Origin of the sequence: Flavobacterium selenitireducens (genome assembly GCF_014748335.1) — a bacterium.
GTDB lineage: Bacteria > Bacteroidota > Bacteroidia > Flavobacteriales > Flavobacteriaceae > Flavobacterium > Flavobacterium selenitireducens.
In genome coordinates, this window is sequence record NZ_JAAVIY010000001.1 from 196,518 (window position 1) to 222,078 (window position 25,561).

Annotated in this window: 23 protein-coding genes and 1 pseudogene; 14 read left to right on the top strand and 10 right to left on the bottom strand. The window is 48.4% G+C overall.

Features of this window, described 5'->3' with window-relative positions:
• Nucleotides 1-5: 5 nt before the first annotated feature.
• From HC229_RS00880 to HC229_RS00890, 3 genes are all read right to left on the bottom strand, one after another.
• Nucleotides 6-1,394 carry a bifunctional UDP-3-O-[3-hydroxymyristoyl] N-acetylglucosamine deacetylase/3-hydroxyacyl-ACP dehydratase gene (locus HC229_RS00880; protein ID WP_191018549.1) on the bottom strand — a complete coding sequence of 463 codons (1,389 nt, stop codon included), beginning with the start codon at nt 1,392-1,394 and terminating at the stop codon, nt 6-8.
• Nucleotides 1,394-2,425 (bottom strand): UDP-3-O-(3-hydroxymyristoyl)glucosamine N-acyltransferase, encoded by a 1,032-nt coding sequence (gene lpxD / locus HC229_RS00885; RefSeq protein ID WP_191018550.1) that lies wholly within the window; start codon nt 2,423-2,425, stop codon nt 1,394-1,396. The genes HC229_RS00880 and lpxD overlap by 1 nt, the downstream gene beginning before the upstream one ends.
• Nucleotides 2,426-2,543: 118 nt before the next feature.
• Nucleotides 2,544-3,779, bottom strand: a complete 1,236-nt coding sequence (locus HC229_RS00890) for an HD domain-containing protein (RefSeq protein ID WP_191018551.1) — start codon at nt 3,777-3,779, stop codon at nt 2,544-2,546.
• A gap of 139 nt (nt 3,780-3,918) precedes the next feature.
• Between HC229_RS00890 and HC229_RS00895 the strand changes: the two genes are divergently transcribed.
• From HC229_RS00895 to HC229_RS00935, 9 genes are all read left to right on the top strand, one after another.
• Nucleotides 3,919-4,239, top strand: a complete 321-nt coding sequence (locus HC229_RS00895) for a hypothetical protein (RefSeq protein WP_191018552.1) — start codon at nt 3,919-3,921, stop codon at nt 4,237-4,239.
• A gap of 208 nt (nt 4,240-4,447) precedes the next feature.
• Nucleotides 4,448-4,888 carry a hypothetical protein gene (locus HC229_RS00900; RefSeq protein ID WP_191018553.1) on the top strand — a complete coding sequence of 147 codons (441 nt, stop codon included), beginning with the start codon at nt 4,448-4,450 and terminating at the stop codon, nt 4,886-4,888.
• Between the two features lie 236 nt (nt 4,889-5,124).
• Nucleotides 5,125-5,361, top strand: coding sequence for a response regulator transcription factor (locus tag HC229_RS00905; protein ID WP_408610238.1), 237 nt, complete (start codon nt 5,125-5,127; stop codon nt 5,359-5,361).
• Between the two features lie 88 nt (nt 5,362-5,449).
• Entirely contained in the window at nt 5,450-5,977 is a 528-nt protein-coding gene (locus HC229_RS00910; RefSeq protein ID WP_191018555.1) for a DUF4199 domain-containing protein, read from the top strand.
• 293 nt (nt 5,978-6,270) lie between these two features.
• On the top strand, nt 6,271-7,824 hold the full coding sequence (gene porX / locus HC229_RS00915) for a T9SS response regulator signal transducer PorX (protein ID WP_191018556.1): 1,554 nt from the start codon (nt 6,271-6,273) through the stop codon (nt 7,822-7,824).
• A 3-nt stretch (nt 7,825-7,827) separates the two neighbouring features.
• Entirely contained in the window at nt 7,828-8,241 is a 414-nt protein-coding gene (gene tsaE, locus HC229_RS00920) for a tRNA (adenosine(37)-N6)-threonylcarbamoyltransferase complex ATPase subunit type 1 TsaE (protein ID WP_191018557.1), read from the top strand.
• A gap of 119 nt (nt 8,242-8,360) precedes the next feature.
• Nucleotides 8,361-9,554 carry an alanine dehydrogenase gene (locus tag HC229_RS00925; RefSeq protein WP_191018558.1) on the top strand — a complete coding sequence of 398 codons (1,194 nt, stop codon included), beginning with the start codon at nt 8,361-8,363 and terminating at the stop codon, nt 9,552-9,554.
• Nucleotides 9,555-9,669: 115 nt separating this feature from the next.
• A complete protein-coding gene (locus HC229_RS00930; protein WP_191018559.1) occupies nt 9,670-10,044 on the top strand; it encodes a DUF4258 domain-containing protein in 375 nt (124 codons plus the stop codon).
• Nucleotides 10,045-10,121: 77 nt separating this feature from the next.
• Nucleotides 10,122-11,903: an ABC transporter ATP-binding protein gene (locus HC229_RS00935; protein ID WP_191018560.1), complete on the top strand. Its 1,782-nt coding sequence runs from the start codon at nt 10,122-10,124 to the stop codon at nt 11,901-11,903.
• Between the two features lie 58 nt (nt 11,904-11,961).
• On the opposite strand, the gene HC229_RS00940 is transcribed toward HC229_RS00935, so the two are convergent.
• The 6 genes from HC229_RS00940 to HC229_RS00965 all read right to left on the bottom strand — a co-directional run bounded on the left by HC229_RS00940 (nt 11,962) and on the right by HC229_RS00965 (nt 18,994).
• Nucleotides 11,962-12,603: a hypothetical protein gene (locus HC229_RS00940; protein ID WP_191018561.1), complete on the bottom strand. Its 642-nt coding sequence runs from the start codon at nt 12,601-12,603 to the stop codon at nt 11,962-11,964.
• Nucleotides 12,603-13,991 (bottom strand): phosphoglucosamine mutase, encoded by a 1,389-nt coding sequence (gene glmM / locus HC229_RS00945; protein ID WP_191018562.1) that lies wholly within the window; start codon nt 13,989-13,991, stop codon nt 12,603-12,605. Before glmM ends, HC229_RS00940 begins: the two co-directional genes overlap by 1 nt.
• A gap of 114 nt (nt 13,992-14,105) precedes the next feature.
• Nucleotides 14,106-14,624: a DinB family protein gene (locus HC229_RS00950; RefSeq protein WP_191018563.1), complete on the bottom strand. Its 519-nt coding sequence runs from the start codon at nt 14,622-14,624 to the stop codon at nt 14,106-14,108.
• A 1-nt stretch (nt 14,625) separates the two neighbouring features.
• Nucleotides 14,626-17,199 (bottom strand): phosphoenolpyruvate carboxylase, encoded by a 2,574-nt coding sequence (locus tag HC229_RS00955; protein WP_191018564.1) that lies wholly within the window; start codon nt 17,197-17,199, stop codon nt 14,626-14,628.
• A 76-nt stretch (nt 17,200-17,275) separates the two neighbouring features.
• Nucleotides 17,276-17,755, bottom strand: a complete 480-nt coding sequence (locus HC229_RS00960) for an Lrp/AsnC family transcriptional regulator (RefSeq protein ID WP_091140893.1) — start codon at nt 17,753-17,755, stop codon at nt 17,276-17,278.
• Nucleotides 17,756-17,839: 84 nt separating this feature from the next.
• A complete protein-coding gene (locus tag HC229_RS00965; protein ID WP_191018565.1) occupies nt 17,840-18,994 on the bottom strand; it encodes a M14 family metallopeptidase in 1,155 nt (384 codons plus the stop codon).
• Between the two features lie 337 nt (nt 18,995-19,331).
• Between HC229_RS00965 and HC229_RS00970 the strand changes: the two genes are divergently transcribed.
• The 5 genes and pseudogenes from HC229_RS00970 to HC229_RS00990 all read left to right on the top strand — a co-directional run bounded on the left by HC229_RS00970 (nt 19,332) and on the right by HC229_RS00990 (nt 24,183).
• The gene (locus HC229_RS00970; RefSeq protein WP_332871620.1) at nt 19,332-19,934 is read left to right on the top strand and encodes a spermidine synthase; all 603 of its coding nucleotides are present in this window, start codon (nt 19,332-19,334) and stop codon (nt 19,932-19,934) included.
• A 42-nt stretch (nt 19,935-19,976) separates the two neighbouring features.
• Nucleotides 19,977-20,456, top strand: a complete 480-nt coding sequence (locus HC229_RS00975; RefSeq protein ID WP_191018567.1) for a nuclear transport factor 2 family protein — start codon at nt 19,977-19,979, stop codon at nt 20,454-20,456.
• Nucleotides 20,453-22,708 (top strand): acyl-CoA dehydrogenase family protein, encoded by a 2,256-nt coding sequence (locus HC229_RS00980; RefSeq protein ID WP_191018568.1) that lies wholly within the window; start codon nt 20,453-20,455, stop codon nt 22,706-22,708. Before HC229_RS00975 ends, HC229_RS00980 begins: the two co-directional genes overlap by 4 nt.
• 3 nt (nt 22,709-22,711) lie before the next feature.
• The gene (locus HC229_RS00985) at nt 22,712-23,131 is read left to right on the top strand and encodes a hypothetical protein (protein ID WP_191018569.1); all 420 of its coding nucleotides are present in this window, start codon (nt 22,712-22,714) and stop codon (nt 23,129-23,131) included.
• Between the two features lie 65 nt (nt 23,132-23,196).
• A pseudogene (locus HC229_RS00990) lies at nt 23,197-24,183 on the top strand (bestrophin family protein).
• 343 nt (nt 24,184-24,526) lie between these two features.
• Here HC229_RS00990 and menC read toward each other — a convergent pair.
• The gene (menC, locus tag HC229_RS00995; RefSeq protein WP_191018570.1) at nt 24,527-25,561 is read right to left on the bottom strand and encodes an o-succinylbenzoate synthase; all 1,035 of its coding nucleotides are present in this window, start codon (nt 25,559-25,561) and stop codon (nt 24,527-24,529) included.

The following is a 25,561-nucleotide window of genomic DNA, read 5'->3' on the forward strand; positions in this document are numbered from 1 at the left end:
GTCGTTTAACTGTTTTTGGCAATCTGCGCCATAAGCTCGGCCTCGGCTACCAATTTGTTGTTTGCGTACGCTTTGGCCTGCATGTGGCAGATGCCGCGGCGGATCGGTGAAATGAGGTCGCAATAGAAAACCAGCGTGTCGCCCGGAAGCACTTTTTGCTTGAATTTCACATTGTCGATCTTCATGAAATAGGTAAGGTAATTCTCAGGATCGGGAACCGAACTTAAAATAAGGATTCCGCCGGTCTGAGCCATGGCCTCGACGATCAATACGCCGGGCATCACGGGCGCACCGGGAAAGTGTCCGACGAAAAAACTCTCGTTCATCGTCACGTTCTTGAGCCCGACGACGTGATTGTCGGACATCTCCAAAATCTTGTCGACGAGCAAAAACGGCGGACGGTGCGGCAACATTGACATGATCTTGTTGACGTCCATCAACGGTTCTTTGTAAATATCGAACGTAGGAACCTGGTTGCGCTGCTCTATCTTGATGATCTTCTGTATTTTTTTTGCGAATTGCGTGTTGACGAAATGGCCTGGCTTATTGGCGATGATTTTCCCCTTGATACGAATTCCGATAAGGGCCAAATCACCTACGACGTCAAGCAATTTATGACGTGCGGCCTCGTTCGGGTGGTGAAGCGTAAGGTTGTCGAGGATGCCGTTCGGCTTGACCGAGATATTGTCCTTGCCAAAAGCGGTCTTGAGGTTTTCCATCGTATTTTCGGAGATTTCCTTGTCGACATACACGATGGCGTTGTTGAGATCGCCGCCTTTGATCAGCCCGTTGTCGAGCAACGCCTCGAGTTCGTGCAGAAAACTGAACGTCCGCGAATTGGCGATCTCGTCCTTGAATTCCGAAATGTTCTTCATCGTGGCATTCTGCGTTCCGAGTACTTTCGTTCCGAAGTCGACCATCGTCGTCACCTGATAATCGTCGGCAGGCATCACGATGATTTCGCTGCCCGTGGCTTCATCGGTATACGAAATCACTTCGCGCACGGTATAATAGACACGTTCGGCCTCCTGTTGTACGATTCCCGCTTTCTCGATCGCTTCCACGAAATATTTCGAAGAGCCATCCATGATAGGCGGTTCCGAAGCGTCGAGCTCGATGATTACATTGTCGACATCACAACCGACAAGAGCAGCCAAAACGTGCTCGGAGGTCTGGATCTTCACGCCTCTTTTCTCCAGGTTAGTGCCTCTTTGCGTATTGACGACATAGCTGGCGTCGGCTTCGATCACGGGATGTCCTTCGAGGTCCAGCCTTACAAAAGTATACCCGTTGTTCACGGGTGCTGGCTTAAAGGTCATTTTAACTTCCTTACCGGTATGAAGACCTACACCGGTAAGTGAAACTTCATTCTTTATGGTCGTTTGTTTAACCATTATTTGTTGTTTTGGTTTGTTGTTTTCTTGAGTTCGTCGAGGTCCGATGCGATCTTTGGCAGATTCTTGAAATGCACGTACGATTTCATGTAATCCGGGAGATGGAAGGCCGGGCTTCCCTGGAGCGTTTCGTTGTCCGGAATGTTTTTGCCGATTCCCGACTGGGCCTGGATCCTGACGTTGTTCCCGATGACGAGATGCCCGACGATGCCCACCTGACCTCCGATCTGGCAGTTCTTCCCGATCTTGGTGGAACCTGCGACACCGGTTTGTGCTGCGATTACGGTGTTCTCTCCTATCTCGACGTTGTGCGCGATCTGGATCTGGTTGTCTAGCTTCACGCCTTTGCGGATCACCGTCGAGCCCATCGTAGCGCGGTCGATCGTCGTACAGGAACCTATATCGACGAAATCCTCGATGACGACATTGCCGATTTGGGGCACTTTTTTATAAGAACCGTCCGGCGTAGGCGCCCATCCGAAACCATCCGCTCCAATGATGGCGCCGGAATGAATCGTGCAATCGCTTCCGATGATCGTTTCCGAGTAAATCTTGGCACCGGCGAAAATAGTGACGTTATTGCCGATCACGACGTTGTCGCCGATAAAGACATTGGGATAAATCTTGACGTTATCGCCAATCGCGGCGTTGATTCCGATATAGCTGAAACTTCCCAAATACAGGTTTTCCCCATACTTGGCATTGTCCGATATCACCGATGGCTGCTCTATTCCCGTCTTGTTCAGCTTTACCTGGTTGTAGAACTCGAGCAAGCGGGTAAAGGCGCCATAAGCGTCCGCAACTTTGATTAGCGTTGTAGTTATTGGAGATTCCGGCTCAAAGGTCGCGTTCACGATGGTGATCGACGCTTGTGTGGAATAAATGTAATTTTCGTATTTCGGATTGGATAGAAACGTGAGCGATCCTGGTGTCCCTTCCTCGATTTTAGCAAGTCTCGAGACTTCGGCATCGGGATTTCCGACAACCTCTCCTTCGAGTATTCCTGCTATTTGAGCTGCTGTGAATTTCATTCTATCTGATTAAATTTCCATTGGCATAGAATGGAATCCCGTGTAAAACGTTGAAAAAAACCTAGAGTCTGCCGGCTCCTTTTCATCCCGACAAAAATATAAAAATTTGACTTCCTACCTATTTTTCTGCCAGATGTTTTGGAAAGCATATGTAATATTTGGTCACCGGTTTGGACAGCGCCTTGAGGTTCAAATGATCCGATGCCTGGACCACATCTTCTACGGTTTTATCCTTTTTCAATATACGGATCGGCTCCGCATCCTTGCTGTACGCCTGATTCTTGATCTTTCCCTTGAATACGAAGAAATGCGCTTCCTCTATCGAAATTCCCTTCTCAGCAGCAAACGCCTTTGCATAATTCTGAATGTCTTCCTTTGAGAATTTCTCAGCTCCGAGCTTGACCCTGAGCAGATCGCGGTTTACGATCATGCGGCTGAGTTCCGAAAGGGTAAAATCTTCGTCGAACTGCCAGTTTTTGAGCGCACTTACGATATCGAAATCATCGAGGCGCGAAAACCGGTCGAGTATAGTTTTGTCAAAATCCTCAAGTGTGACCTTCGTCTCCATGAAATATTGCAGGTTCCCGGAACAATCGAGCTTACGGCCGCTTTGGACGAGCTCCTTGGCGCGCTTGAGTGCCTTCATCAGGATGAGTTCGGCTACGAGACTGGTTTTGTGCAGATACGCCTGCCAATACATAAGGCGTCTTGCCATAAGGAATTTCTCGACCGAGTAAATGCCTTTTTCTTCCATTACCAGGGCGTCGTCTACCACGTTCATCATCTGGATCAGGCGATCGGAATTGATGTTGCCTTCGGCCACTCCCGTGTAGAAACTGTCGCGTTTGAGATAATCCATCCGATCCATGTCAAGCTGGCTGGAAATCAGTTGCAGCATGAATTTCCGATGGTACTCCCCTTTAAAAACACGTATGGCAAGCGAAAGCCTACCGTCAAATTGATTGTTGAGTTCCTCCATGAACAATAGCGAGATCGCCTCATGGTTGACCGATTCGACGATAGAATGTTCCATCGCATGCGAAAATGGACCGTGTCCTATGTCGTGCAATAAAATCGCGACAAGCAATGCTGTTTCTTCTTCTTCGGAAATGTCCACGCCCTTAAAGCGCAGCACTTCGATGGCGCGTTGCATGATGTGCATCGCCCCGATCGCATGATGGAAACGGGTATGGTGCGCTCCCGGATAAACCAGATACGACAATCCCATTTGTGAAATGCGCCTCAGACGTTGGAAATAAGGGTGTTCGATAAGGTCGTAAATCAGTTCGCTGGGAATGGAGATGAATCCGTAAATAGGATCGTTTAGGATTTTAAGTTTGTTCGTATATGGCACAAGTTGCAATTTGAAACACAAATATAATCGTAAAAGCGTTAACATCAATTGGCAAAACGGGTTAAACCTGCGTTAATCCGTGAACTGTGCAACATGCCGGGAAATGTGCCGATTATCTTTAATTTAAAATTAGAAACCGATGAAAACAGTAATAATGACAGCCGCATTCCTTGCCTTCGCGGGAATTGCAAATGCACAACAGGACGGCCAGGCCGACCAGGACCGTATACAACAAGAGCCGCCAAGGCCGGCCCAGCAAACCGTGGAGCGATCTGCATCGCGTGATGCCAAAGCCAACGACGCGAAAAACCGAAGTGAGAAGGAACTTGAAGGCGAAATGCGCGCCAAGCAGAAAGGCCAGAGCATGAACGTAAAAACGCAGCCGAACAGCGCGGTTCCGCAACGACTTAACGACACGTTGAACCCGCCCGAGAGAAAGGCAGTAACGCCACAGCCTTGATTTTAACAAATTCGGCAGAAAAACTGTATGCAATTTCTGAATTTTTATCTGAACTTTACAGACCTAACAGATTTTTAAAATCTGTTAGGTCTTGCATTTTATAGCAATTGAATTTACTTTTTTACGATCCAGGAATTTCGATCTTTGCAGCATGTCGTACAACCGAACCAATTTTCACAAAAAGACATTTTGCATCTTTAAATCGGCGATGGTTCCAATACGATTGCCCGACCACACGAGTGCCTCGGGTAGCCAATATTGGTTCGAGCAGGACGGCGTCTTTCGCAACGCCAACCACTGGGGACGCGCCGCCAAATGCAAGTGGCGTCTAATCGGCAGTCCGGATAATTCGCAGCGTACCAAATGCGGATTCGCCCGGTGGATTGAGTTCAGCCCGGACAATGATTTCGAAAAGCTTTACTTTATCAGGATCGAAAATGGTAAGCCTGATTATTTCCACCGCAATGTCCCGGCCTTTTCGGATGATTTTTTGCGTACTTCGGGAGACACCAAAAAGCGTTTGCGGCAAATCAGACAGTTCGCAGAAAACAACGCCCACGACGAGCGCTATCAGGAGATCATTTCGCTTTTGGTTTCCACCGATCTCCCAATGTGGAAAATAACGGCTAAGTTGCATTCAAGTCCTTAACTTTGAATCATGAAATCGGCAATCATTTCAAAAAACATCCATTTTTTATATTACGCGGTCGCCATGGGACTTTTACTTGCGCTACTGCAGGGGTTGGAATTGCGATTCGTATTATTGTCACACGCTTTTGAGCTCTATGCCGGAGCGATCGCACTTATTTTTACCGGTCTCGGAATCTGGTTGGCAAATCACTAACGAAGCCTACGAAAAAGGTTATCGAAGTCGTTGCGGTAGAATTGAATAGTTCCAAAGCGAATGAAGCGGCCTGTGCCAGGGCAGGAATCAGCAAACGCGAAATGGAAGTACTGGAACGACTCGCCAAAGGATACAGCAACGCTGAGATTGCCGCTGAACTTTTTGTTTCGCTGAACACGGTCAAAACACATGTTTCCAACATCTTGTCCAAACTCGAGGTTTCGCGCAGGACGCAGGCGATAGCAAAATCAAAACGAATCGGATTGCTTTCCTCCTAAAGTAGCAAATGGCGAAAATCGTCCGAAAGGATGAGACCGAATCGCTAGCGGATTGCCAATTTAGCTGCCGAATCACAAAACATGTATCATGAAAAAAATTATCCTTACTTACGGCATCATCGCCGGGTTCATCGTCAGTTTATGGTTGCTCACGGCAGCTTTCATCGGACAGAACGAAATCCTGACCAAATACGGGATGTTCTTCGGGTTTACCTCGATGATCATCGCTTTCGCATTCATCTTCGTCGCTGTCAAACGATATCGGGACAACCAACTCGAGGGGAGCATCACGTTCGGGCAGGCGTTGAAGATTGGCGTCCTGATTTCCTTGGTCGCCTCTACGTTTTATGTGCTGACCTGGATGGTGGAATTCCATTATTTCATCCCGGATTTCATGGAGAAAATGACTTCCGCCCAGATCCAAAACTGGAAGGCGGAAGGCTTGCCCGAGGCCGAACTCCAAAAAAATATCGAAAGTATGGAAAATTGGAAGAAGCTTTACAAATCTCCGGTGATGGTGGCGCTCATAACCTACATGGAAATTCTTCCGCTTGGATTGGTCGTTTCCTTGTTCGCAGCACTCATCCTAAAAAAAAAGCCGCACTCGAAAGGTTGAAACAGCGGTTAAATAAACGTTAATGCGTTTTAAGAACCGTACATAATTTTCTAATTTAGAGGTGTAATTATAGCGATATAAATACTTTAAGAGCCTGAAGAACAATTTAGATTTCTATTTGTTATTTAGGTTATTGATGAGAGAGGTGACATTTTTATGTCACCTCTTTCTGTTTGTAGAATTGCGTTGTTCGCTGCCCTTTCCGCTTTCTGTTACGCAAAATAATTACCAAAATTTTAGCAAGGCGTCGCAGCCTAAAATGTTAAATTGCCGGCACAATTCAACAACACACTATGGATAAGATTCAAATTCTTTGGGTGGACGACGAGATCGACATGCTCAAACCTCATATCATGTTCCTCGAGAAAAAAAACTACGAAGTCACGACGCGCAATAATGGTCTTGATGCGATCGATGTATTTGAGGAAAAGAACTTCGATATCGTCTTCCTCGATGAAAACATGCCAGGAATGAGCGGTTTGGAAGTATTGTCTGAGCTCAAAGAGAAAAAAGCGTCGGTTCCCGTGGTGATGATTACCAAATCCGAAGAGGAGTACATTATGGAAGAGGCCATCGGATCCAAAATCGCCGATTACCTTATCAAGCCGGTGAACCCAAATCAGATTTTGCTCTCGTTGAAGAAAAATCTCGACAATTCGCGTTTGGTATCCGAAAAGACGACACTCGACTACCAAAAAGAATTCCGCAAGATCGCAATGGAAATGTCCATGGTGAATTCGTGGGAAGAGTGGATCGATATCTATAAAAAACTTATTTTTTGGGAACTCGAGCTTGAAAACATAGAAGATCAGAGCATGGTCGAAATATTGGAATCCCAAATGACCGAAGCCAATTCACAATTCGGGAAGTTCATCGAGCGCAATTACGAGGACTGGTTCGAGCCAAAAGCCGATAAACCTGTGACGTCCAATTCGCTTTTCAGGGAGTTGGTGGTGCCCGAACTCAAGAAAAAAGAACGCCCGATTTTGTTCGTCGTGATCGACAACCTGCGGTACGACCAATGGAAATCGTTCGAATCCGTGGTGTCCAACCACTATAAATTGGAAAAGGAACAAGCCTATTATTCGATTTTACCGACGGCAACGCAATACGCGAGAAATGCAATTTTTTCGGGATTGCTTCCATCCGAAATGGAAAAGCAATTGCCCCAATATTGGAAAAACGACATAGACGAAGGTGGAAAAAATTTGTACGAGGCGGAATTCCTCGCCGCTCAGCTAAAGCGACTTAGCCTTAATATCAAACAGGATTACTTTAAGATCACGAACCTGGCTGGCGGCCGAAAGCTTGCCGAAACCTTCAAGTCATACAAAGACAATGATCTTGTGACGGTCGTGTATAATTTCATCGACATGCTTTCCCATGCCAAAACCGAGATGGATGTCGTCAAGGAACTCGCATCTGACGACAAAGCCTACAGATCGCTCACCCTGAGCTGGTTCCGGAATTCTCCCTTGCTTGAAATCATTCAGCAAGCCCAATCGATGGGCTTCAAACTCATCATCACGACCGATCACGGTACGATCAACGTGAAGAATCCGTCCAAGGTTATAGGCGACAAAAATACGAGTCTCAACTTGAGGTATAAGACCGGCAGGAGCTTGTCCTATGAGGAAAAAGAGGTGTACGCCGTAAAAGATCCGAAAAAAATCGGGTTGCCCGCCATCAATATGAGCAGTTCGTTTATTTTTGCCAAAAATGATGATTTCCTGGCGTACGTGAACAATTACAACCACTATGTTAGCTATTATCGCAACACCTATCAGCACGGCGGAATTTCGCTCGAAGAAATGATCGTCCCATTCTTGGTTTTCAATCCGAAATAAATCATGATTTTTGAATTCGATCTCGAAGGTATCCATCTGGCAGCGCGCCAAATCCTTGATTCCGATCCAAAAAAAGTAATTCTTTTTTACGGAGAAATGGGTGCCGGTAAGACCACGCTCGTCAAAGAAATAGCAAAAAGCCTCGGCGTGGAAGGCGCCACGAGCAGCCCGACATTTTCACTTGTGAACGAATACCATATCAATCCACACGAGCGGCTGTTCCACTTTGACATGTACCGCCTCAAAAGTGAGTCCGAAGCTTATGATATGGGTATGGACGAATATATTTACTCGGGCCATTGGTGTCTCATCGAATGGCCCGAGCTGATCCCGAACCTCATTCCTGAAGCACATACGACCGTGAAGTTGTCCGTTTTGGACGATGGACGACGGCGGTTGGTGTTTGAAAATATTTAATTGTTGTTCAACCGTTCGACGGCGTGGATTCGACAATATCGCGAAGGCTGAAATCAAATCGACAAATATCAACCGACAATCGAAAATTTCACTAATTTAGGCAAGCAAATTCCCAAACCATGGCCTTAACGCCTTTCACGAAGCAACAGCTGTTGCCACAGGAAGAAACATTGGAAGTCACGCCCCAAAAAAGCGAACTCTTCATTGGAATACCAAAAGAGACTTCCTATCAGGAACGACGCATTTGCCTTACGCCGGACGCCGTCAGTTCGATGGTCTCCCACGGCCATCGTGTGATGATTGAGGCCGGAGCCGGATTGGCCGCGAGTTATTGCGACAAGGAATACAGCGACGCCGGAGCGGAAATTACGGCCGATACCAAAAAAGTACTCTCCTGCCCTATCCTTTTAAAGGTCGAACCGCTGACGATGAAAGAGATCGAAATGGTCAAACCGCAAACGATCGTCATATCGGCCATACAATTAAAGACGCGCAAAAAGGAATATTTCGAAGCCCTGGCCAAAAAGAAGGTCACGGCTTTGGCATTTGAATATATCAAGGACGAGGACGGATCGTATCCTGCCGTAAAATCGCTCAGCGAAATCGCGGGAACGGCGTCCATCCTGATCGCCGCTGAACTCATGATCAACAACGATTTCGGGAAAGGCTTGCTGTTCGGCAATATTACCGGCGTTCCTCCTACCGAAGTCGTGATACTCGGGGCGGGAACCGTAGGGGAATTTGCGGCCCGTTCCGCACTGGGCTTGGGCGCGAGCGTAAAGGTTTTCGACAATTCGATTACCAAGCTCAGGCGTTTGCAGCAAAATCTGAACGACAGGATCTTTACGTCCACGATCCAGCCCAAAAGCCTGCTCAAAGCGTTAAGGCGTTGTGACGTCGCCATCGGTGCCATGAGAGGAAAAGACCGTTGCCCCGTCGTGGTGACCGAAACCATGGTCGAGTATATGAAGCGGGGCGCAGTGGTCGTAGATGTGGCTATCGACATGGGCGGCTGCTTTGAAACCTCTGAAGTCACGACCCACGAAAAACCGACGTTCATCAAGCACAACGTCGTGCATTATTGCGTGCCGAACATCCCATCGCGCTATTCGAAATCGGCATCGCTATCCATCAGCAACATCCTTACTCCTTATTTGCTGCAGATTGCTGAGAACGGTGGCATCGAGCCCGCGATTCGCATGGACAAAGGCCTGCGCAACGGCGTTTACCTCTACCACGGAATCCTCACGAACAAAACTATAGGGGAATGGTTTGGATTGCCGGACAGCGATATCAATTTGATTGTTTTTTGATTTTAGTCCATTTGACTACCTGAACGTGTCGGAACGATCTGTGTAACGACAATTCTCAACTGAACAAATCGACAACTAAACAATAAACACTACTTTTGCAGCCAAAATCGTCAAAATGAAATTCTACGCCCGCTTTGCCTATTACCTCGTCGGTTTTACGATAGGTATTTTTTTCGTCGCCATGATGTGGAGCCAAAAAGGCGTAAGCTGCAATTATTTCCCAAATTCACGCGTACTCAACGACATCCGTAAAAAGCCTTTCCATTTTTCAGCCGAAGCGGACAGCATCTTCAAACAAGGTTGGATAACCAAAAACGACGTCAAGTTGATACTTACCGAAGGTACTGTCGATTTTGGAAAGAGCAATATGGCGGTTCCCGGCGGTAAACTCTACGTTATAGAAGGCCAGACATCGGGCAGGCAGGAAGTTTTGATCGAAGTAGTGAATGGGTCTGAAAAAGCCACGTTGACCAAGGTTAGCAAACGTTGACCGCGTCCGAGCCAAGCTTTTCCCAATCTCCGGTATTTGCGGAAGGATTTTTGTAATTTTGGCGCAAAATTTTCCGTATGCCACGCCGCGTTGAAAACGATCTCCCCAAGGCAAAAATATCCGCCTCTTCCTTAAAACAAACCTTCAAGATTTTCCAGTATGCGGGCAACCACCGCTGGAAGTTCTTTGTCGGATTGATATTTCTGGCCCTTACGAGTGCTTCTGCGCTCGCGTTTCCCAAATTACTGGGCATGCTTGTCGACTGCGCCCGGGAGAAAGACGCCGGCCAAGCTGCGAATTTAGCCCTTACGCTAGGTGGAATTTTATTCTTGCAGGCTATTTTTTCGTTTTTCAGATTGTCATTATTCGTCAATTTTACCGAAAATACACTAGCCAATTTGCGACTGTCGCTTTACGGAAATCTCATCAAACTCCCGATGACGTTCTTTTCCCAAAAGCGCGTGGGCGAACTCAATTCGCGCCTGACGGCAGACATTTCCCAGATCCAGGATACGCTCACCACGACGCTTGCTGAATTTCTTAGGCAGTTCGTGCTCATCGTCGGAGGCGTCATTTTTTTGGCGATCATAAGCCCGAAGCTCACACTGATGATGTTGTCGATCGTGCCGTTGGTGGCGGTAGCGGCGGTAATCTTTGGTAAATTCATCCGCAAATATTCGAAGAACACCCAGGACAAGATTGCCGAAAGCCAGGTCATCGTCGAGGAAACGCTCCAGGGAATCAGCAATGTAAAGGCGTTTGCAAACGAGTGGTACGAAATCAACCGATACGATCAAAAAATTCGGGAAATCGTCCAGATCGCCATCAAAGGCGGATTGTATCGCGGCTACTTTGCTTCGTTCATCATACTTTGCCTTTTTGGGTCGATCGTGAGCGTCGTCTGGTTTGGCGTGACCCTGATCATTAGCGGTGAGATGCAGAATATTGGCGACCTGATTTCCTTTGTGCTTTATTCGATTTTCGTCGGTGCGTCTTTTGGTGGCATAGCCGATTTGTATTCCCAGTTGCAGAAAGCCATAGGCGCGACCGAGCGCGTTTTCGAACTTCTCGAGGAAACACCCGAAGCCATAAAGTCCGTTCCGCAAAGCGATATCCCGAAAATAAAAGGCGATGTGATGTTCCGGGATGTTGCGTTCAGCTATCCGTCAAGAAAGGAAATCCAGGTGTTGAAGAATGTCAATTTCACCGCCGATTTTGGCCAAAAGATCGCGTTGGTCGGGCCTAGCGGAACGGGAAAATCAACCATCGCGTCGTTGCTGTTGCGCTTTTACGATATCGAAAGCGGAACGATAGCCATTGACGGAAAGGACATTTCGCAATACGACCTCGAAACCCTCAGGGGCAATATGAGCATCGTGCCCCAGGATGTGATTTTGTTCGGTGGGACGATCCGGGAAAACATCGCTTACGGAAAGCCCGAAGCGACCCAGACCGAAATCGAGACCGCAGCAAAACGCGCCAATGCGTACGACTTCATCAACAGCTTTCCCGAGAAATTTGAAACCATCGTAGGCGAACGCGGCATAAAGCTCTCGGGCGGACAGCGCCAACGCATTGCCATAGCACGTGCCCTGCTCAAAAATCCGGCGATCCTGATACTCGATGAAGCTACGTCGTCTCTCGACAGCGAAAGCGAAAAATTGGTGCAGGAAGCGCTTGAAGTCCTAATGGAAGGTCGCACGAGCCTTATCATCGCCCACAGGCTTTCGACGATCCGCAATGCCGACAAAATTTTGGTTTTGGACAAAGGCGAAGTCGTCGAACAGGGAACGCACGCTGAACTCATCAATGTCGAAAACGGGTTGTACCGCAGTTTGAGCACGCTTCAATTTTCGTGATTGTTAAAAACACAAATCCGCCTCGAAAAGCGGATTTTTTATTTGTAACCAAAGCGGCTCATTTTATGGAATCGACGCCGTACCCTATTTTCTTTTTTCGGAACATCTGGCGCAACACCTCATACTTTCCGTCGCAACCGGCAAGCAATCCCATTTGGGTAAACCAGGCGACGTCCGGTTTGATTACGTAGCGCTGGCAGTCAAAGCAGACTTCGATGTAGGCCACGACGCGATCTGCCGCATCGAGAAACAGCACGGCGTTGTTCGGTACATACGATTTCACGGATTTCATCGTCATTTCTTTAGAGCTTCCGTTGGTGCGGTAATTGAAAAACCATCGGCTCAGCGAATCCTTTTCTATTGAGTTGAGTTCCGCCATTTCGATCGCCGCGTATTTCTTGCGCTTCCCGGAATTGCCCACCGTCGACAAATCGAATTCTCTCAACACTTTCACATCCAGTTTCTGGGCAATCGAAAGGCTGTCCTCGGCAACAACGGTCTCGCCTTTGTCGTTCACGATCTCTTCGGAATAGGACGCCGTGGTAAAAAACGAGATCAGCACCACCTTTTCAGCCGAAGCGAAAGGCGGCATGGCCCGTCGTTTTTCTGCCGACAACGTGCCATACCAACCGCAGACGTTGTGTTGTCCGAAGGCAAGCCCGCATAAAAAGATCGCGGATATGACAAGGCACGACTTCATCAGATTCCGGCGATCGCCTTGATCTCGTCTATGATGCGAAGCGCCAGGTCGTCCGCCTCTCCCTGTGATTTCGCTTCCGTGTAGATGCGGATGATCGGCTCGGTGTTGGACTTGCGCAAATGTACCCAGTTTTGCGGGAAATCGATTTTCACTCCATCGATCGTCGAGATTTTTTCAGATTTGTATTTGTCGGTCATCGCAGCCAAGATAGCGTCCACATCAAGCGTTGGTGTAAGCTCGATCTTGTTTTTGCTCATAAAATATTGCGGATAGGATGCCCGCAACTCGGAGACTTTCATTTTTTTGTTGGCAAGGTGCGTCAGAAACAGGGCCACGCCGACCAAACTGTCGCGTCCGTAATGGGATTCCGGATAAATGATGCCGCCGTTCCCTTCTCCTCCGATGATCGCGTTGTTGCGTTTCATCAGTTCCACCACGTTGACCTCACCGACAGCGCTGGCTTCGTACGAACCTCCGTGTTTTGCCGTGATATCGGCCAGGGCGCGGGACGAAGACATATTCGAAACGGTATTTCCCGGCGTTTTGCCCAGCACGTAATCGGCAACGGCAACCAGCGTGTATTCCTCTCCAAACATTTCGCCATCTTCGGAAATAAACGCCAGACGGTCGACGTCCGGATCGACGACGATACCAAAATCCGCCTTTTCTTCGACTACCAATTTGCAAATGTCGCCGAGGTGTTCCTTAAGCGGTTCCGGATTGTGCGGAAAATGCCCGTTGGGCTCGCAGTACAATTTCACGGTTTCAACGCCGAGCTGCTCCAAAAGTTTCGGAATGATCACGCCTCCGGACGAGTTCACGCCATCGACGACCACTTTGAATTTCGCGGCCTTGATCGCTTCTGCGTCGACCAACGGCAGCTCGAGCACTTCATCGATATGGATGTCCATGTAGGCGTCGTTTGGTATGATTTCACCAAGCGAATCGACATCGGCAAAGTCAAACGCTTCGGCTTCAGCAATATCGAGGATTTTCGCGCCTTCCGCACCGCTGAGGAATTCTCCTTTTTCGTTGAGCAGTTTTAGGGCGTTCCATTGCTTCGGATTGTGAGAAGCCGTCAGGATGATTCCACCATCGGCTTTTTCAAGCGGAACGGCCACTTCGACCGTAGGCGTGGTAGAAAGCCCGAGGTCGATCACGTCGATTCCAAGCCCGATCAGTGTATTGACCACGAGATTGTGGATCATGGGACCCGAAATGCGTGCGTCCCGGCCTATGACGACCGTCAGCTTGTCCTTTTTACTGTAATTCTTGAGCCAGGTGCCGTAGGCCGAAGCGAACTTCACGGCGTCGACCGGAGTTAGGTTGTCGCCCGCCTTCCCGCCTATCGTTCCGCGGATTCCCGATATTGATTTGATTAAAGTCACGTTTTTATCTTTTGATTGTTAGCTATTGGTCGGCAAAGATAATCGTTTGCCGAATCCGTGTTTTACCTATTCGTTAATTTGAACGAATTTCCGATGATCTGCAGTTTGTCGGAGTCATCCGAGATAACGCTCGCGGTAGACGTTTTGGTGATGGTTTTGATGGCCGATGATCGCAAATCCAAGCGAGCGCACCGAACTTGGCATCCCGTTGGCATTTCCGACGCGCATCAGCATCTCGTCTGAGAACGACTTGAACAACGTAATGTTCGACTGGCGCACTTCAGATAATTCCGTCAACAACGAATTGAGGTGGCGTGCGTTGCCACCAGCCTCATCGGCATAATCGTTCTCCTCGAATCCCGGCAGAGGCGTCTTGTCGTTGCGCGCAAAAGCAAGGGCGCGGTAGCCAAAAACGCGTTCGGTATCGATAATATGCTGTATGATTTCCTTTATCGTCCATTTTCCGGGCGCATAACGGTAGTCGAATTTGTCCATCGGGATCTCGCGTACGAAGCGGATAAAACGATGAAGCGAAATTTCGAGTTCTTCGACAAGTTCGATTTCATCGACGGTGTCGAGATATGTTTTTTGGTAAGCCGGATACTCGTCCGGTCGCAATTGGCTTGGTTTCATATCAGGCGGAATTTCTGCTGGCGTTCGTATTTCCGTAAAGCGAGCGCGTGACCAATTTTTCGTAGACCGCGATCAGCTTTTCGTCAGGTTGCGTTTGTTTGTGGATTTCGTTCAGGCGTTGAAGCGAGTATTGCTGGATGACGAGCAACGGCAACACGATATGTTCGCGAATGTCGATCGAGGCTTTCCCGTCCGGATAATTTTCCATAAGCGTTTTATGGCCGGCGATCTTGAGCAACAGTCGTTTGGTTTCGAGATATTCATCGTATATGACGCTCCAAAATGCGCCGAATTCCGCGTCGTCTTTCATATATGCCGTCAACGGAAAAAACGATTTGGCGAGTGACATCATGCTGTTTTCGAGCAGCGTCCGGACGAACAACGAGCGATCGAACAGCTCCTGTATCTTGTCCCATTTGCCGTTCTGCTCGAAATGCCGCAGGGCCGATCCGACTCCGAAAAAGCCGGGAACATTGATCTTCAGCATGCTCCAGGAGCCCACGAACGGAATGGCGCGCAAATCGCCGAAGTTAAGCTTGCTGCCCTTGTTGCGCTTGGCTGGCCGACTTCCGATATTGACCATCGAATAATATTTGAGCGCGCTCATTTCCTCAAGGAACGGCAGGAATTTCTCGTGCTCCTTGAACGTGGTGTATTTTTCGTATCCGACTTCGGAAAGTTCGTCCATCAACGCTTTATCGTCTTCAGAAAGATCGTTTTTGCGGTTCTCAAAAACCATATTGTTGATACCGGCGCTCAGCAAATTTTCGAGGTTGTATCGGCAGGAATCTTCGGTCCCGAAATTGGAACTGATCGTTTGCCCTTGTATCGTCAGCTGGATCTCGCGGTTTTCGATTCCCGAACCCTGTGAAGCATAAAATTTATGGGTTTTGCCGCCGCCTCTTGCCGGTGGGCCGCCGCGCCCGTCGAAAAAAATCACCTTGACGCCATATTTACGAGACATCCGGGTGATCGCTTCCTTAGCTTTGAAAATGCCCCAGTTCGCCATGAGGTAGCCGCCGTCTTTGGTGCCATCAGAAAAGCCGAGCATGACGGTTTGGATGCGGCCGCGTCGCTCGAGATGGGCGTTATAATCGCTGTTGGTGTACAATTGTTCCATGATGGCGTCGGCCCTTCTCAAATCTTCGACCGCTTCGAACAGCGGCACGATGTCCACCGTAGGATTTTCCCATCCGATAAGCTTGAGCATCGCGAGCGTTTCCAGTACGTTGAGCGCACTTTCATTGTTGCTGATGATGTAGCGGTTGCAGGCAAGTTCGCCGCTTTTTTGTTGGATTTCACGCATTGCGCGCATGGAATCCAGGGTCATGTTGGCCATTTCGTCACCAATATCAGATGAAATTTCGTCCGTCCCGACCTTGGCGACTGTTTCGATGCGGACATCTTCTGGCTTTTCGGTATAATCGCCCGGAAGTTCCGAAACGCCGCTTTTGCTTATCGTCCCGATCACTTCGTCGTGGATACGGCTGTTCTGCCGAATGTCGAGGGAAGCGAAATGGAAGCCGAACACCTGGATTTTATTGAGCAGGGCATCCACGTCTTCTACATATAACGACTGGTGCTGGTCTGCAATGATTTTTCGGATCTCGAGCAGGTTTTCGCGAAACTCGTTCGCCGAGAGATAGAGCGTTCCATCCGGACTGAATGCCGACCGGTAGACTTTGGCCTCGAGTTCGGCTACCATGACGTCGACCTTCGCAAACGTTATTTTGCGTCTTAGTTTTCTCATGTCGCGATAATAGCACTTGAGTACCGAAGTCCGCAGGCGATCGGCGACTTTGTGCGTGATTTCGGTGGTGACGAACGGATTTCCGTCTCGGTCGCCTCCGGGCCAGAATCCAAGGCTTAGGATCGGGCCTTTCATTTTTTGTCCCTGGTAAATGTTGCGGCAAATGAAGTTCACGATTTCCCCGCAGGTGTCATAAAACACGTTTTCGAGATACCAGATCAGGCTGACGGCTTCGTCATAAGGTGTCGGCTTTTCTTTTTGCAGGAATGGCGTCTTTCCGAGCTGGGACAATAACTGCTTGATTTCATAGAGATTGTCGTTTCGGATGGCATCGGTAAGATCGGTTATGATCCCGAGCACCGAACCGGGATAGAATTGCGTCGGATGGGCCGTCAACACTGTCCTGACCTTGAATTCATCGAGAAAGTCCCTTAGTTTTTTGCGGATGTCGGCAGCTTCGGATGCATCCCGTACCTCGCGCATCGAACCTTTGCCTTCCAGATTGTTTACGATAGGGAAAGCGGCGTCTTCAATGGCGTCGAACAGTACGATCTGGCGCTCGACATATTGGATGAAACGGAACATAAGATCGATCTTGTCCTGCTCAGAAGGTGCGTCCATATATTTCGAGGCGAAAAAATTGACGATTTCTTCCGGGCTTTCCTCTTTCGAAAAACCTTTTTCACAAACTTCGGAAAACAGCGGTAAAAGGGCTCCTGTGTTGTAAATGTCGTCGAACGGCAAGGTCAGGAAGACGCTGTTGTAAACATTGTATTTAGAAAGGACGTTGCGCTCGAAACGCTCCATTTTGGGCAAAGTGTACATTGTCTTGATTTTTGCTTTAAGGTATAAAAAAACCCCGAACAACTGTCGGGGCTTGGGATTTTCATAAGTGTATGAATTACATATTCTTAAAGATCGTGTGCATCAGACGCTTTTTATCGTTTATGCTTTCTTCAAGCGAAATCATGGTTTCGGTGCGGTAAACGCCTTCGATATCGTCTATCATGAAGATAACGTCCTTGGCGTGTTTGGTGTCCTTGGCGCGAATCTTACAGAAAATATTAAATTTTCCGGTCGTGACGTGAGCCACGGTGACAAAAGGGATTTCGTTGATGCGTTCCAGGACGAATTTTGTCTGGGATGTATTGTTCAGGAATACCCCGACATAAGCGATGAACGAATATCCGAGCTTTTCGTAGTCAAGTGTCAACGATGAACCCATGATGATTCCGGCATCTTCCATTTTCTTGACCCTTACGTGAACCGTTCCGGCAGAAATAAGTAATTTTTTAGCGATGTCAGTGAAGGGAACTCTTGTGTTGTCGATCAACATATCAAGGATTTGATGGTCAACTTCATCCAAACGAAACTTGCTCATAATGTGTATTTGTTTTTATCGGTATGTAAAATTGTCTTAGCAGTACAAAAGAAATATTTTTTATTTAATAAAAAAACGAAAAGACTACATTTTTTTTAAGCCATTAACAATTTTAACATCGTTTCCTAGGTAAAAATTGGCTTTTTGGCCGATTTCGGGAAAATTATGGGCGTCATTCCTAAAAATTCGACCGTCCGCATTTATCTCGATATGTCCGTAGTGATTTTCTAAATTCCCTACCTGGACGATATATGCGTCGAACCCGATGGTTTTCCCTACAAGCTCTTCTTTGTATTGCGCGGCAAAATTCGTATTTTTTTCAATACCATCATAATTCACGTTGACATTTCTATACACAAAATCAAAAAATACTGTTTTATTTTGAGGAATGTTCAAATAATCATCGATTGCATTAGCAACTATATCGTTTTCGGAAAGATACTGAAACCCAGACAAAAGTGACACAAAGAAATAGAACCTGGTTTGTTCTCTTTGATAATCGGATGGATAATGTCCGGCCTCGATCAAAACCGTAGGGATGCCCCTGAACTGGAAGTTGTCTCCGACGCAATTGATGTTGAACGAATCGTCGAACCGCCCGACCTGGCCCGGAATCAATGCCTGCAAGACCGCGTTCATCCCGACGATCACCTCTACCGCCTTTTGTCTGCACGCATTCATGTCGCAATTGTGATTGAACGCCGGGGATAGGAAAGAAATCGTGGCGGGTCGGCCGGTGTCGCCAACGCCAAATATCGTGCGCTGATCGTGCAAATTGTAGCAAATTTCGGGTTCGAATTCTTCAAAGAGCTCCACAAGCGCACGGCTCTCGGGTTGGGTAAGCTCGTGAAAATCCCGGTTGAGATCAATGCCTGCAGCGTTTTCCCGAGTGTAGGCTTTCGCGCCGTCGGGATTGAGCATCGGTACAAAGCAAAACGTGAATTCCGATAGTAATTTTCGTGCTGGTTCCGACTTGCCGCAAAGAAAGTTGAAAACATCGAACAACGCCTTTGTAGCTGTCGTTTCATTTCCATGCATTTGCGACCACAGCAAAATTCTGCGCGGGCCGCTGCCCACTTTATACGACAATAGCGGCAGGCCATTGACGGAATTCCCGACCGATTTTACCATTCCGTGCGAACTGTGCTGCTTTAAAAGCGGTAAAATGTCGTCCAAGGTGACATAACGGCCGCTGATTGCGTTTTCTTTACAGGCATCGAATAATTCGCGGTATTCCATCTTTCCAGGTTTTGCCCAAAGTTACGCAACCCATTTAAAATGCGAAACCCTCGACGTGGCGCGCCAAGGGTTTCAGAACCAATAAAACAAACACAAATTAGGTTATGCTAAAACTTTTAACCTATATGCCCATTTACGTGAAACTTAGGGTTTTGGTTTTGGCTACGTAATTAATTATGAATAATCGATAATGGAAATGAATAATTAGGGAAAGGACACTGGCGTTGCGCAATAAACCGAATCAAGTCCAAAAAAACTATTTTTACAAAAAAAAACAATGCTCCGGCGTCTTTTCAGTTACCTCCTGCCTATCAATATTCACAATCGGAAATCTTCGGTGAGCAAGACAATAGAGGTCACCTGGGCCAACGGGCAGCTTGTTCTCGATTCAAAAAACACCAATTATTCCTACGGAAGCCTGCAACGCGTCCTCAAACTGGGATTGCGCAACATTGGGTTTGAAAAAGTCGCCAAAATGCGCGAAATACTGGTGCTGGGCGTCGCCGGAGGAAGCGTCATCAAAACCCTTACCCAGGATATTGGCTGCAGCGGCAACATCACTGGAGTCGAGATCGATCCTGACATCATAAAAGTCGCGAACGAATATTTCGGCCTTGACCAAGTCCCAAACTGCAAAATCGTGATCGACGACGCCTTTGAGTTTGTGCTCAAGACAAAACAACATTACGACCTAATTATCGTAGACGTTTTCCGCGATACTGAAATGCCCAATTTTCTTTTCCAGAAATTCTTTGCCGAACGCCTGGGATTCCTGCTCAACAAGAACGGCTTCATCCTGTTCAACACTATGACCCTCAATGGGAAACACGATGCCCGAAACGTGGAGTATTTAACGCATTTCCCAGTGCCAAACTTCGCGGCGCGCACCATTCCACGCGTTGAAAACCATAACGAAGTCATAATCATCGAAAAACTCTAAACCAAAATCATTACATTTAAGAACCTTGAAAACCCTTCTTGAATGAATCCACACGAACAGCTTATTGAGGAATTTTACGCCGCTTTTGCCGCACACGAGCCCGAAACCATGGCCAGTTGCTACCATCCTGAAATCGTGTTTTGCGATCCAGCGTTCGGCGCCTTACACGGCAAAGATGCATCCGATATGTGGCGCATGCTCATCTGGCGAAGCAAAGGGCAGTTGTCAATTTCGTTTTCCGATATCAAAGCCGACCAGGAATACGGTTCGGCGAATTGGATTGCAACCTATCCGTTTTCGAAAACCGGACGCCTGGTCACAAACGAAGTCACCGCCAACTTTACGTTCCGCGACGGATTGATCGCAAGTCACAGCGACGATTTCAACTTCAGCCTGTGGAGCAGACAGGCGTTCGGCTTTACCGGATGGCTTTTCGGAAACACCTCTTTTTTCCGCAAGAAAGTGCGCAATCAGGCGGTCTCGGCGCTGCGCAATTTCCAGGCGAAACACAACAACCTATGACGAAAGCATTTTACCCACTGCTCTATCTGGCTTGGTCGGACGACTTGCTGACGCAAAAAGAATTCGAATCCATTCGAGGATTTTTGGCCGCACAATCGTGGCTTCCGGAGGCAGATCGTTCGGAATTGCTATCCAAAGTCGACTTTTCGAATCCGCCTGCCCGCGAGGAGCTGGCACGTTGGAAAACCGCCGCCCATGAAGTGTTGGCCCGGGAAGAAAACGTGCGCTCGCTTTTCAGTCTTTCCTATGAACTATCCGGTAAGGATACGGCGTTCATGAAGGCGCGGAACGGTTTCGTACAGCTTGAGAACGAGCTCGGCATTTTGGGCGAAGAAATGCTCGATAGTTTCCGGTCTCCGGAGAACACGCTAACGTCGCGACACGACACGGTTTACGGTTTCGACGTCGGACGGATGCAGGCTATTTTGGATGGGGACGAAGCAGCAATTGCCGAAAAGGTAAAACAAATCCTGACGCGCGCTGATTTTGCTTATTTCACCTCGACCGACGTAACGGCCTATCGCGAAAAAGTTTACGACTGGTGTAAGACGTTAGCCGACGAAAATCTCGGCAATATGGCATTCCCTAAGGAATTTGGAGGCGGTGGCGACATGAAAGGTTATTTCGCGTTGATGGAAAATCTCAGTTATCACGACTTGAGCCTCGTCATCAAATTTGGCGTGCAGTTCGGCCTTTGGGGCATGAGCGTATTCTTTTTGGGTACCGAGAAACACCATCGCAACTACCTTGAAAAAATCGGTTCACTCGCGCTTCCCGGCTGCTTTGCGATGACGGAGACCCACCACGGCTCCAATGTAAAAGGGTTGCGGACCACGGCAACTTACGATCATGCCAGTCAAACCTTTACCATCAATACACCGACGCAAAACGACCAGAAAGAATATATCGGCAACGCGGCCAGACACGGACAAATGGCCACGGTTTTCGCCAAACTTATCCTTGACGGAAAAGATTATGGCATCAATGCCTTCATCGTCCCGATTCGCAATGCAGACGGTTCACCCATCGCCGGCGTTACCATTTCAGATTGTGGGCTTAAAATGGGGCTCAACGGCGTCGACAACGGCAAAATCCATTTCGATAACGTCGTGATTCCCAAAGAAAACATGCTCGACAAGTTCGCGTCGGTAAACGAAACCGGGGAATTTGAGAGCCCGATCCCGAGTGACAACAGGCGTTTCTTTACCATGCTCGGCACCTTGGTCGGCGGGCGGATCGGCATCCCGAGATCGGCACTCGCCGCTATGAAATCCGGGCTTGCGATCGCCATCCGATATAGCGATCGCAGGCGGCAGTTCGGCCCTGAAGGCGGATCGGAAGTCCCCATCCTGAACTACCGCATGCACCAACGACGGCTCATGCCCTATCTCGCCAAATCGTACGCGTTGCACTTCGCCTTGCGCTACCTGACCGATCGCTTTTTGAACCGAAGAGAAGAAGAAATGCAGGAAATAGAGGCGCTCGCAGCCGGAATGAAGTCGTACACGACCTGGACCGTGCGCGACGGTTTGCAGGAGTGCCGCGAAGCCATTGGCGGAAAAGGTTATTTGTCTGAAAATCGCATCGACGCACTAAAAAACGATACCGAGATCTACACGACCTTTGAAGGCGACAATACCGTGCTGATGCAATTGGTGGCCAAAAGCAGGTTGTCCGAGTTCCGGAAAGAGTTCGGAAAGCTCGACATGGCGGGAATGATCACATATGTGTATGAAAATGCGAAGACCGTCGTGGCCGAAAAAAATCCGATTGCGACGCGAAAAACAGACGAGGCCCACCTGCTCGATTACGAATTCCATCACCAGGCCTTCGCCTATCGCGAAAAAACGATACTCGCATCGGCCGCCCGCCGCCTCAAAAAGCTTATCGACAGCGGAATGGATCCGTATGACGCTTTTAACGTCGCCCAACATCAGATGATGGACGTGGCAGGTGCCTATCTGGAGCGCGTCATCCTGGAACGGTTCCAATCGGCGATAAGCGAGGTTTCAGATGACGGATCCAAATACAGGCTCGTGGCCCTGCGCAACCTCTTCGCATTGCATCAGATCGAAACGCACAAAGGCTGGTATCTCGAAGATGGTTACATGGAAAGCCCGAAAACGAAAGCGGTTCGAAAACTCGTCAACCAATTGTGCTGGGACATTCGCAAGGACGCCGTACCTTTGGTGGAAGCTTATGGCATTCCCGATTCTTGCCTCGGAGCCGAAATCCTTACAAAACCGATTTGATTTATGCGTGGAAAATTGCTGATTTTAGTGTTTTTCTTGTTTACGGATGCTGTCGTATTTTCCCAAACCGTTGCAGCGAACGAGCCGCAGTCACTGACGTTGGAGCAGTTCAACACCCTTGTTGACCGATCGATCGCCGTGCTCAAGACCAAAACCGCCATTTCGATGACCGAAAAGGAACACATTGGCATCATGATGAGCATCAACACCTTGACTTTCACGCTTGACGGCAACCGGAAACGCATTTACACAGATGGACGTTATCGTCAACTTGAAGACACCGTCAGGTCCAAGAATTACATGAAGGAAGCCATGAAGGTTTTCCCGGACTGCATTCCGAAAGGATTGGGCGTCTATTTCCCGAAACTCAATGTGGAGTTTTACGGGACACCGTCGGAAAAATACCGGTTTAAGATAATCTGACCGTAAATCCGGGTTGGACTTGTTGCGGAAACCGCTATTTTTATCGGATTCATTGCTGACTGTATATGCATACGGGAAAACGATACTCGCTTTGGGAATTCCTGGCTTGGACCAGGCGCGACATTTATCTGCTTTTTGCCATCGGTACAATTCCGACGCTGATCTATATGGTTGTCGGATGGCACTGGATCGCCATTCCCTGGGTGCCGATCGCCCTTGTGGGAACGGCTGCAGCTTTCATCATCGGATTCAAAAATACCCAGACGTATAATCGCCTATGGGAGGCGAGGCAAATTTGGGGCGCTATCGTCAACACAAGCCGAACCTGGGGCATTGTTTCACGCGATTTCGTAAACGCCGATCGCCACACCCAGGAAACATTCATGTTGCGTCATTGCGCCTGGTTGACGGCTTTGCGCTATCAGCTTCGTGAGCAACGCAATTGGGAAAACTGGGACAAGCCGCATTTTAAGGAATACAGGAAAAATTACAGTGTTCCCGAGTGGGAAACCGCGCTTGAGGAAGAACTGCGGCAATATCTGCCATAAGACGAACTGAAATACATCCTGGCCAAGAAAAACCGGGCCACGCAAATCCTGTCGCTCCAATCCAAAAACCTCAAAAATCTCAGGCAACGCAACCAAATCGCAGCGTTCGAATACGTGGAACTTTCAAGGACACTGTCTCAACTTTACGATCACCAAGGCCGTTGCGAACGCATCAAAAATTTTCCCTATCCGCGACAGTTCGCTAGTATTTCACTATTTTTTGTGTGGCTTTTCGTTTTGATGCTTCCACTTGGTATGCTTAACGAATTCTCGAAGATTCACCCTGATTGTTCCTGGTTCGCCATTCCATTCAGCACTATCGTTTCCTGGGTTTTCACTACGATGGATCGCGTTGGGGAAGCCACCGAGAATCCGTTTGAGGGCGGGCCAAACGACATCCCAATGGCCAGCATGAGCCGTACCATCGAGATCGACCTGCGTGAAATGCTGGAGCAAACCGAACTTCCTCCGGCGATTGCTCCTAATAACAACATCGTATTGTAATGGATGGACAGGAATTATTGTCGGCAGCCCATCGCTGCGATCGGCATTCACCCGCTGTAATGCCATACGGATTTTCCTTTTTTCGCGTCGGCTACAAACCTGTGACAATTCACGTCTCTCAACAAACCTAATGATGTCGCTTAAGGACTGGCAATGATGAACAATTGGAATTAACGTCGCAATCGGAAGATCCTTGCGCTTTTTTTATGAGCCAATCCCGCTGTACGCTGTAGCCCTTGCGCAGAATCTGTTTTTTGCAATCGTTTTTCGGGCTCCCGTTGGTCGCCCTCACACTTCAGCAAAAAATCGCTGTTGCGCTTCGGGGCTGCCGCTTCCATCGGGGCTAGGGCATTTGTCCCCAACCGAGTTCAGGCTTGTACCACAACGAACCGTTTTCGACTATCAAAGGTGCTTCGATGTTGTTCGTGTACAGGGCCCCGGTTCCCAGGCCTTGCGGCATCGAAGTTCCCAAAGTGTACGTCCATTGCGCAATAGCGTTCAACCCGATATTGCTTTCCAGGGCCGATGTGATCCACCAACCGATGCCGCGCTGCCGGGCCAACGCGATCCATTGCAGCGTTCCCTTGAAACCACCAATAAAACTGGGCTTCAAAATGATGAATTGCGGCTTGATTGTGTCGAGCAATGCGGCCTTTTCTTCTTCAGAAAAAACGCCTATGAGCTCTTCGTCAAGCGCTATGGGGAAAGGAGTCGATGCGCACAGATTTGCCATTTTGTCAGTCTGCCCCTTTTTAATTGGTTGCTCTATGCTATGTAGTTTAAATTCAGATAGTTTTTGTAGCTTATCTAAAGCCGAATCATATGAAAATGCGCCGTTTGCGTCGACGCGGATTTCCATTTCCGCTACGTCGAAATTGGAGCGTATAAAGCGCAACAGCTCAAGTTCTTTTTGAAAGTCAATGGCCCCGATCTTGAGTTTCACGCACGTAAAACCGGCTTTTATTTTTTCGCGGATCTGCGCGAGCATGTCTTGCTCGTCGCCCATCCAGATCAGTCCGTTTATCGCAATCGGCTTTACTCCTTGGGTGAATTCAGACGGGAACAGCACGTGAGGATTTTCGCTTTCCAACGACCGGAACGCCATCTCCACGCCAAATTGTATCGACGGGAATTCGATCAGCGATTCCCAAAGCCGGGCTTCCCCTAAATGGATGTTGGCACAAACCCATTCGAGTCGATGCTGGTAATCCGGCCGGTCGTCGACAGACAAGCCCCTGAGCAAGCCGCACTCTCCTATTCCCATTTTGCCTCGGTCTTCGAGGACCAGGAACCAGGTTTCCTTTTGCGTCAAGACACCTCGGGACGTGCCTGAAGGACGTTTGAACTGAAGATCATATCGCGTGCAGTAGGCTTTCAA

Excerpts from the sequence above, each read along its gene's own strand:
- HC229_RS00880 (WP_191018549.1), bottom strand. The coding sequence starts at position 1,394 with ATGGTTAAACAAACGACCATAAAGAATGAAGTTTCACTTACCGGTGTA.
- lpxD (WP_191018550.1), bottom strand. The coding sequence starts at position 2,425 with ATGAAATTCACAGCAGCTCAAATAGCAGGAATACTCGAAGGAGAGGTT.
- HC229_RS00895 (WP_191018552.1), top strand. The coding sequence starts at position 3,919 with ATGAAAACAGTAATAATGACAGCCGCATTCCTTGCCTTCGCGGGAATT.
- HC229_RS00900 (WP_191018553.1), top strand. The coding sequence starts at position 4,448 with ATGGTTCCAATACGATTGCCCGACCACACGAGTGCCTCGGGTAGCCAA.
- HC229_RS00910 (WP_191018555.1), top strand. The coding sequence starts at position 5,450 with ATGAAAAAAATTATCCTTACTTACGGCATCATCGCCGGGTTCATCGTC.
- porX (WP_191018556.1), top strand. The coding sequence starts at position 6,271 with ATGGATAAGATTCAAATTCTTTGGGTGGACGACGAGATCGACATGCTC.
- tsaE (WP_191018557.1), top strand. The coding sequence starts at position 7,828 with ATGATTTTTGAATTCGATCTCGAAGGTATCCATCTGGCAGCGCGCCAA.
- HC229_RS00925 (WP_191018558.1), top strand. The coding sequence starts at position 8,361 with ATGGCCTTAACGCCTTTCACGAAGCAACAGCTGTTGCCACAGGAAGAA.
- HC229_RS00930 (WP_191018559.1), top strand. The coding sequence starts at position 9,670 with ATGAAATTCTACGCCCGCTTTGCCTATTACCTCGTCGGTTTTACGATA.
- HC229_RS00935 (WP_191018560.1), top strand. The coding sequence starts at position 10,122 with ATGCCACGCCGCGTTGAAAACGATCTCCCCAAGGCAAAAATATCCGCC.
- HC229_RS00940 (WP_191018561.1), bottom strand. The coding sequence starts at position 12,603 with ATGAAGTCGTGCCTTGTCATATCCGCGATCTTTTTATGCGGGCTTGCC.
- HC229_RS00950 (WP_191018563.1), bottom strand. The coding sequence starts at position 14,624 with ATGAAACCAAGCCAATTGCGACCGGACGAGTATCCGGCTTACCAAAAA.
- HC229_RS00955 (WP_191018564.1), bottom strand. The coding sequence starts at position 17,199 with ATGTACACTTTGCCCAAAATGGAGCGTTTCGAGCGCAACGTCCTTTCT.
- HC229_RS00960 (WP_091140893.1), bottom strand. The coding sequence starts at position 17,755 with ATGAGCAAGTTTCGTTTGGATGAAGTTGACCATCAAATCCTTGATATG.
- HC229_RS00965 (WP_191018565.1), bottom strand. The coding sequence starts at position 18,994 with ATGGAATACCGCGAATTATTCGATGCCTGTAAAGAAAACGCAATCAGC.
- HC229_RS00975 (WP_191018567.1), top strand. The coding sequence starts at position 19,977 with ATGAATCCACACGAACAGCTTATTGAGGAATTTTACGCCGCTTTTGCC.
- HC229_RS00980 (WP_191018568.1), top strand. The coding sequence starts at position 20,453 with ATGACGAAAGCATTTTACCCACTGCTCTATCTGGCTTGGTCGGACGAC.
- HC229_RS00985 (WP_191018569.1), top strand. The coding sequence starts at position 22,712 with ATGCGTGGAAAATTGCTGATTTTAGTGTTTTTCTTGTTTACGGATGCT.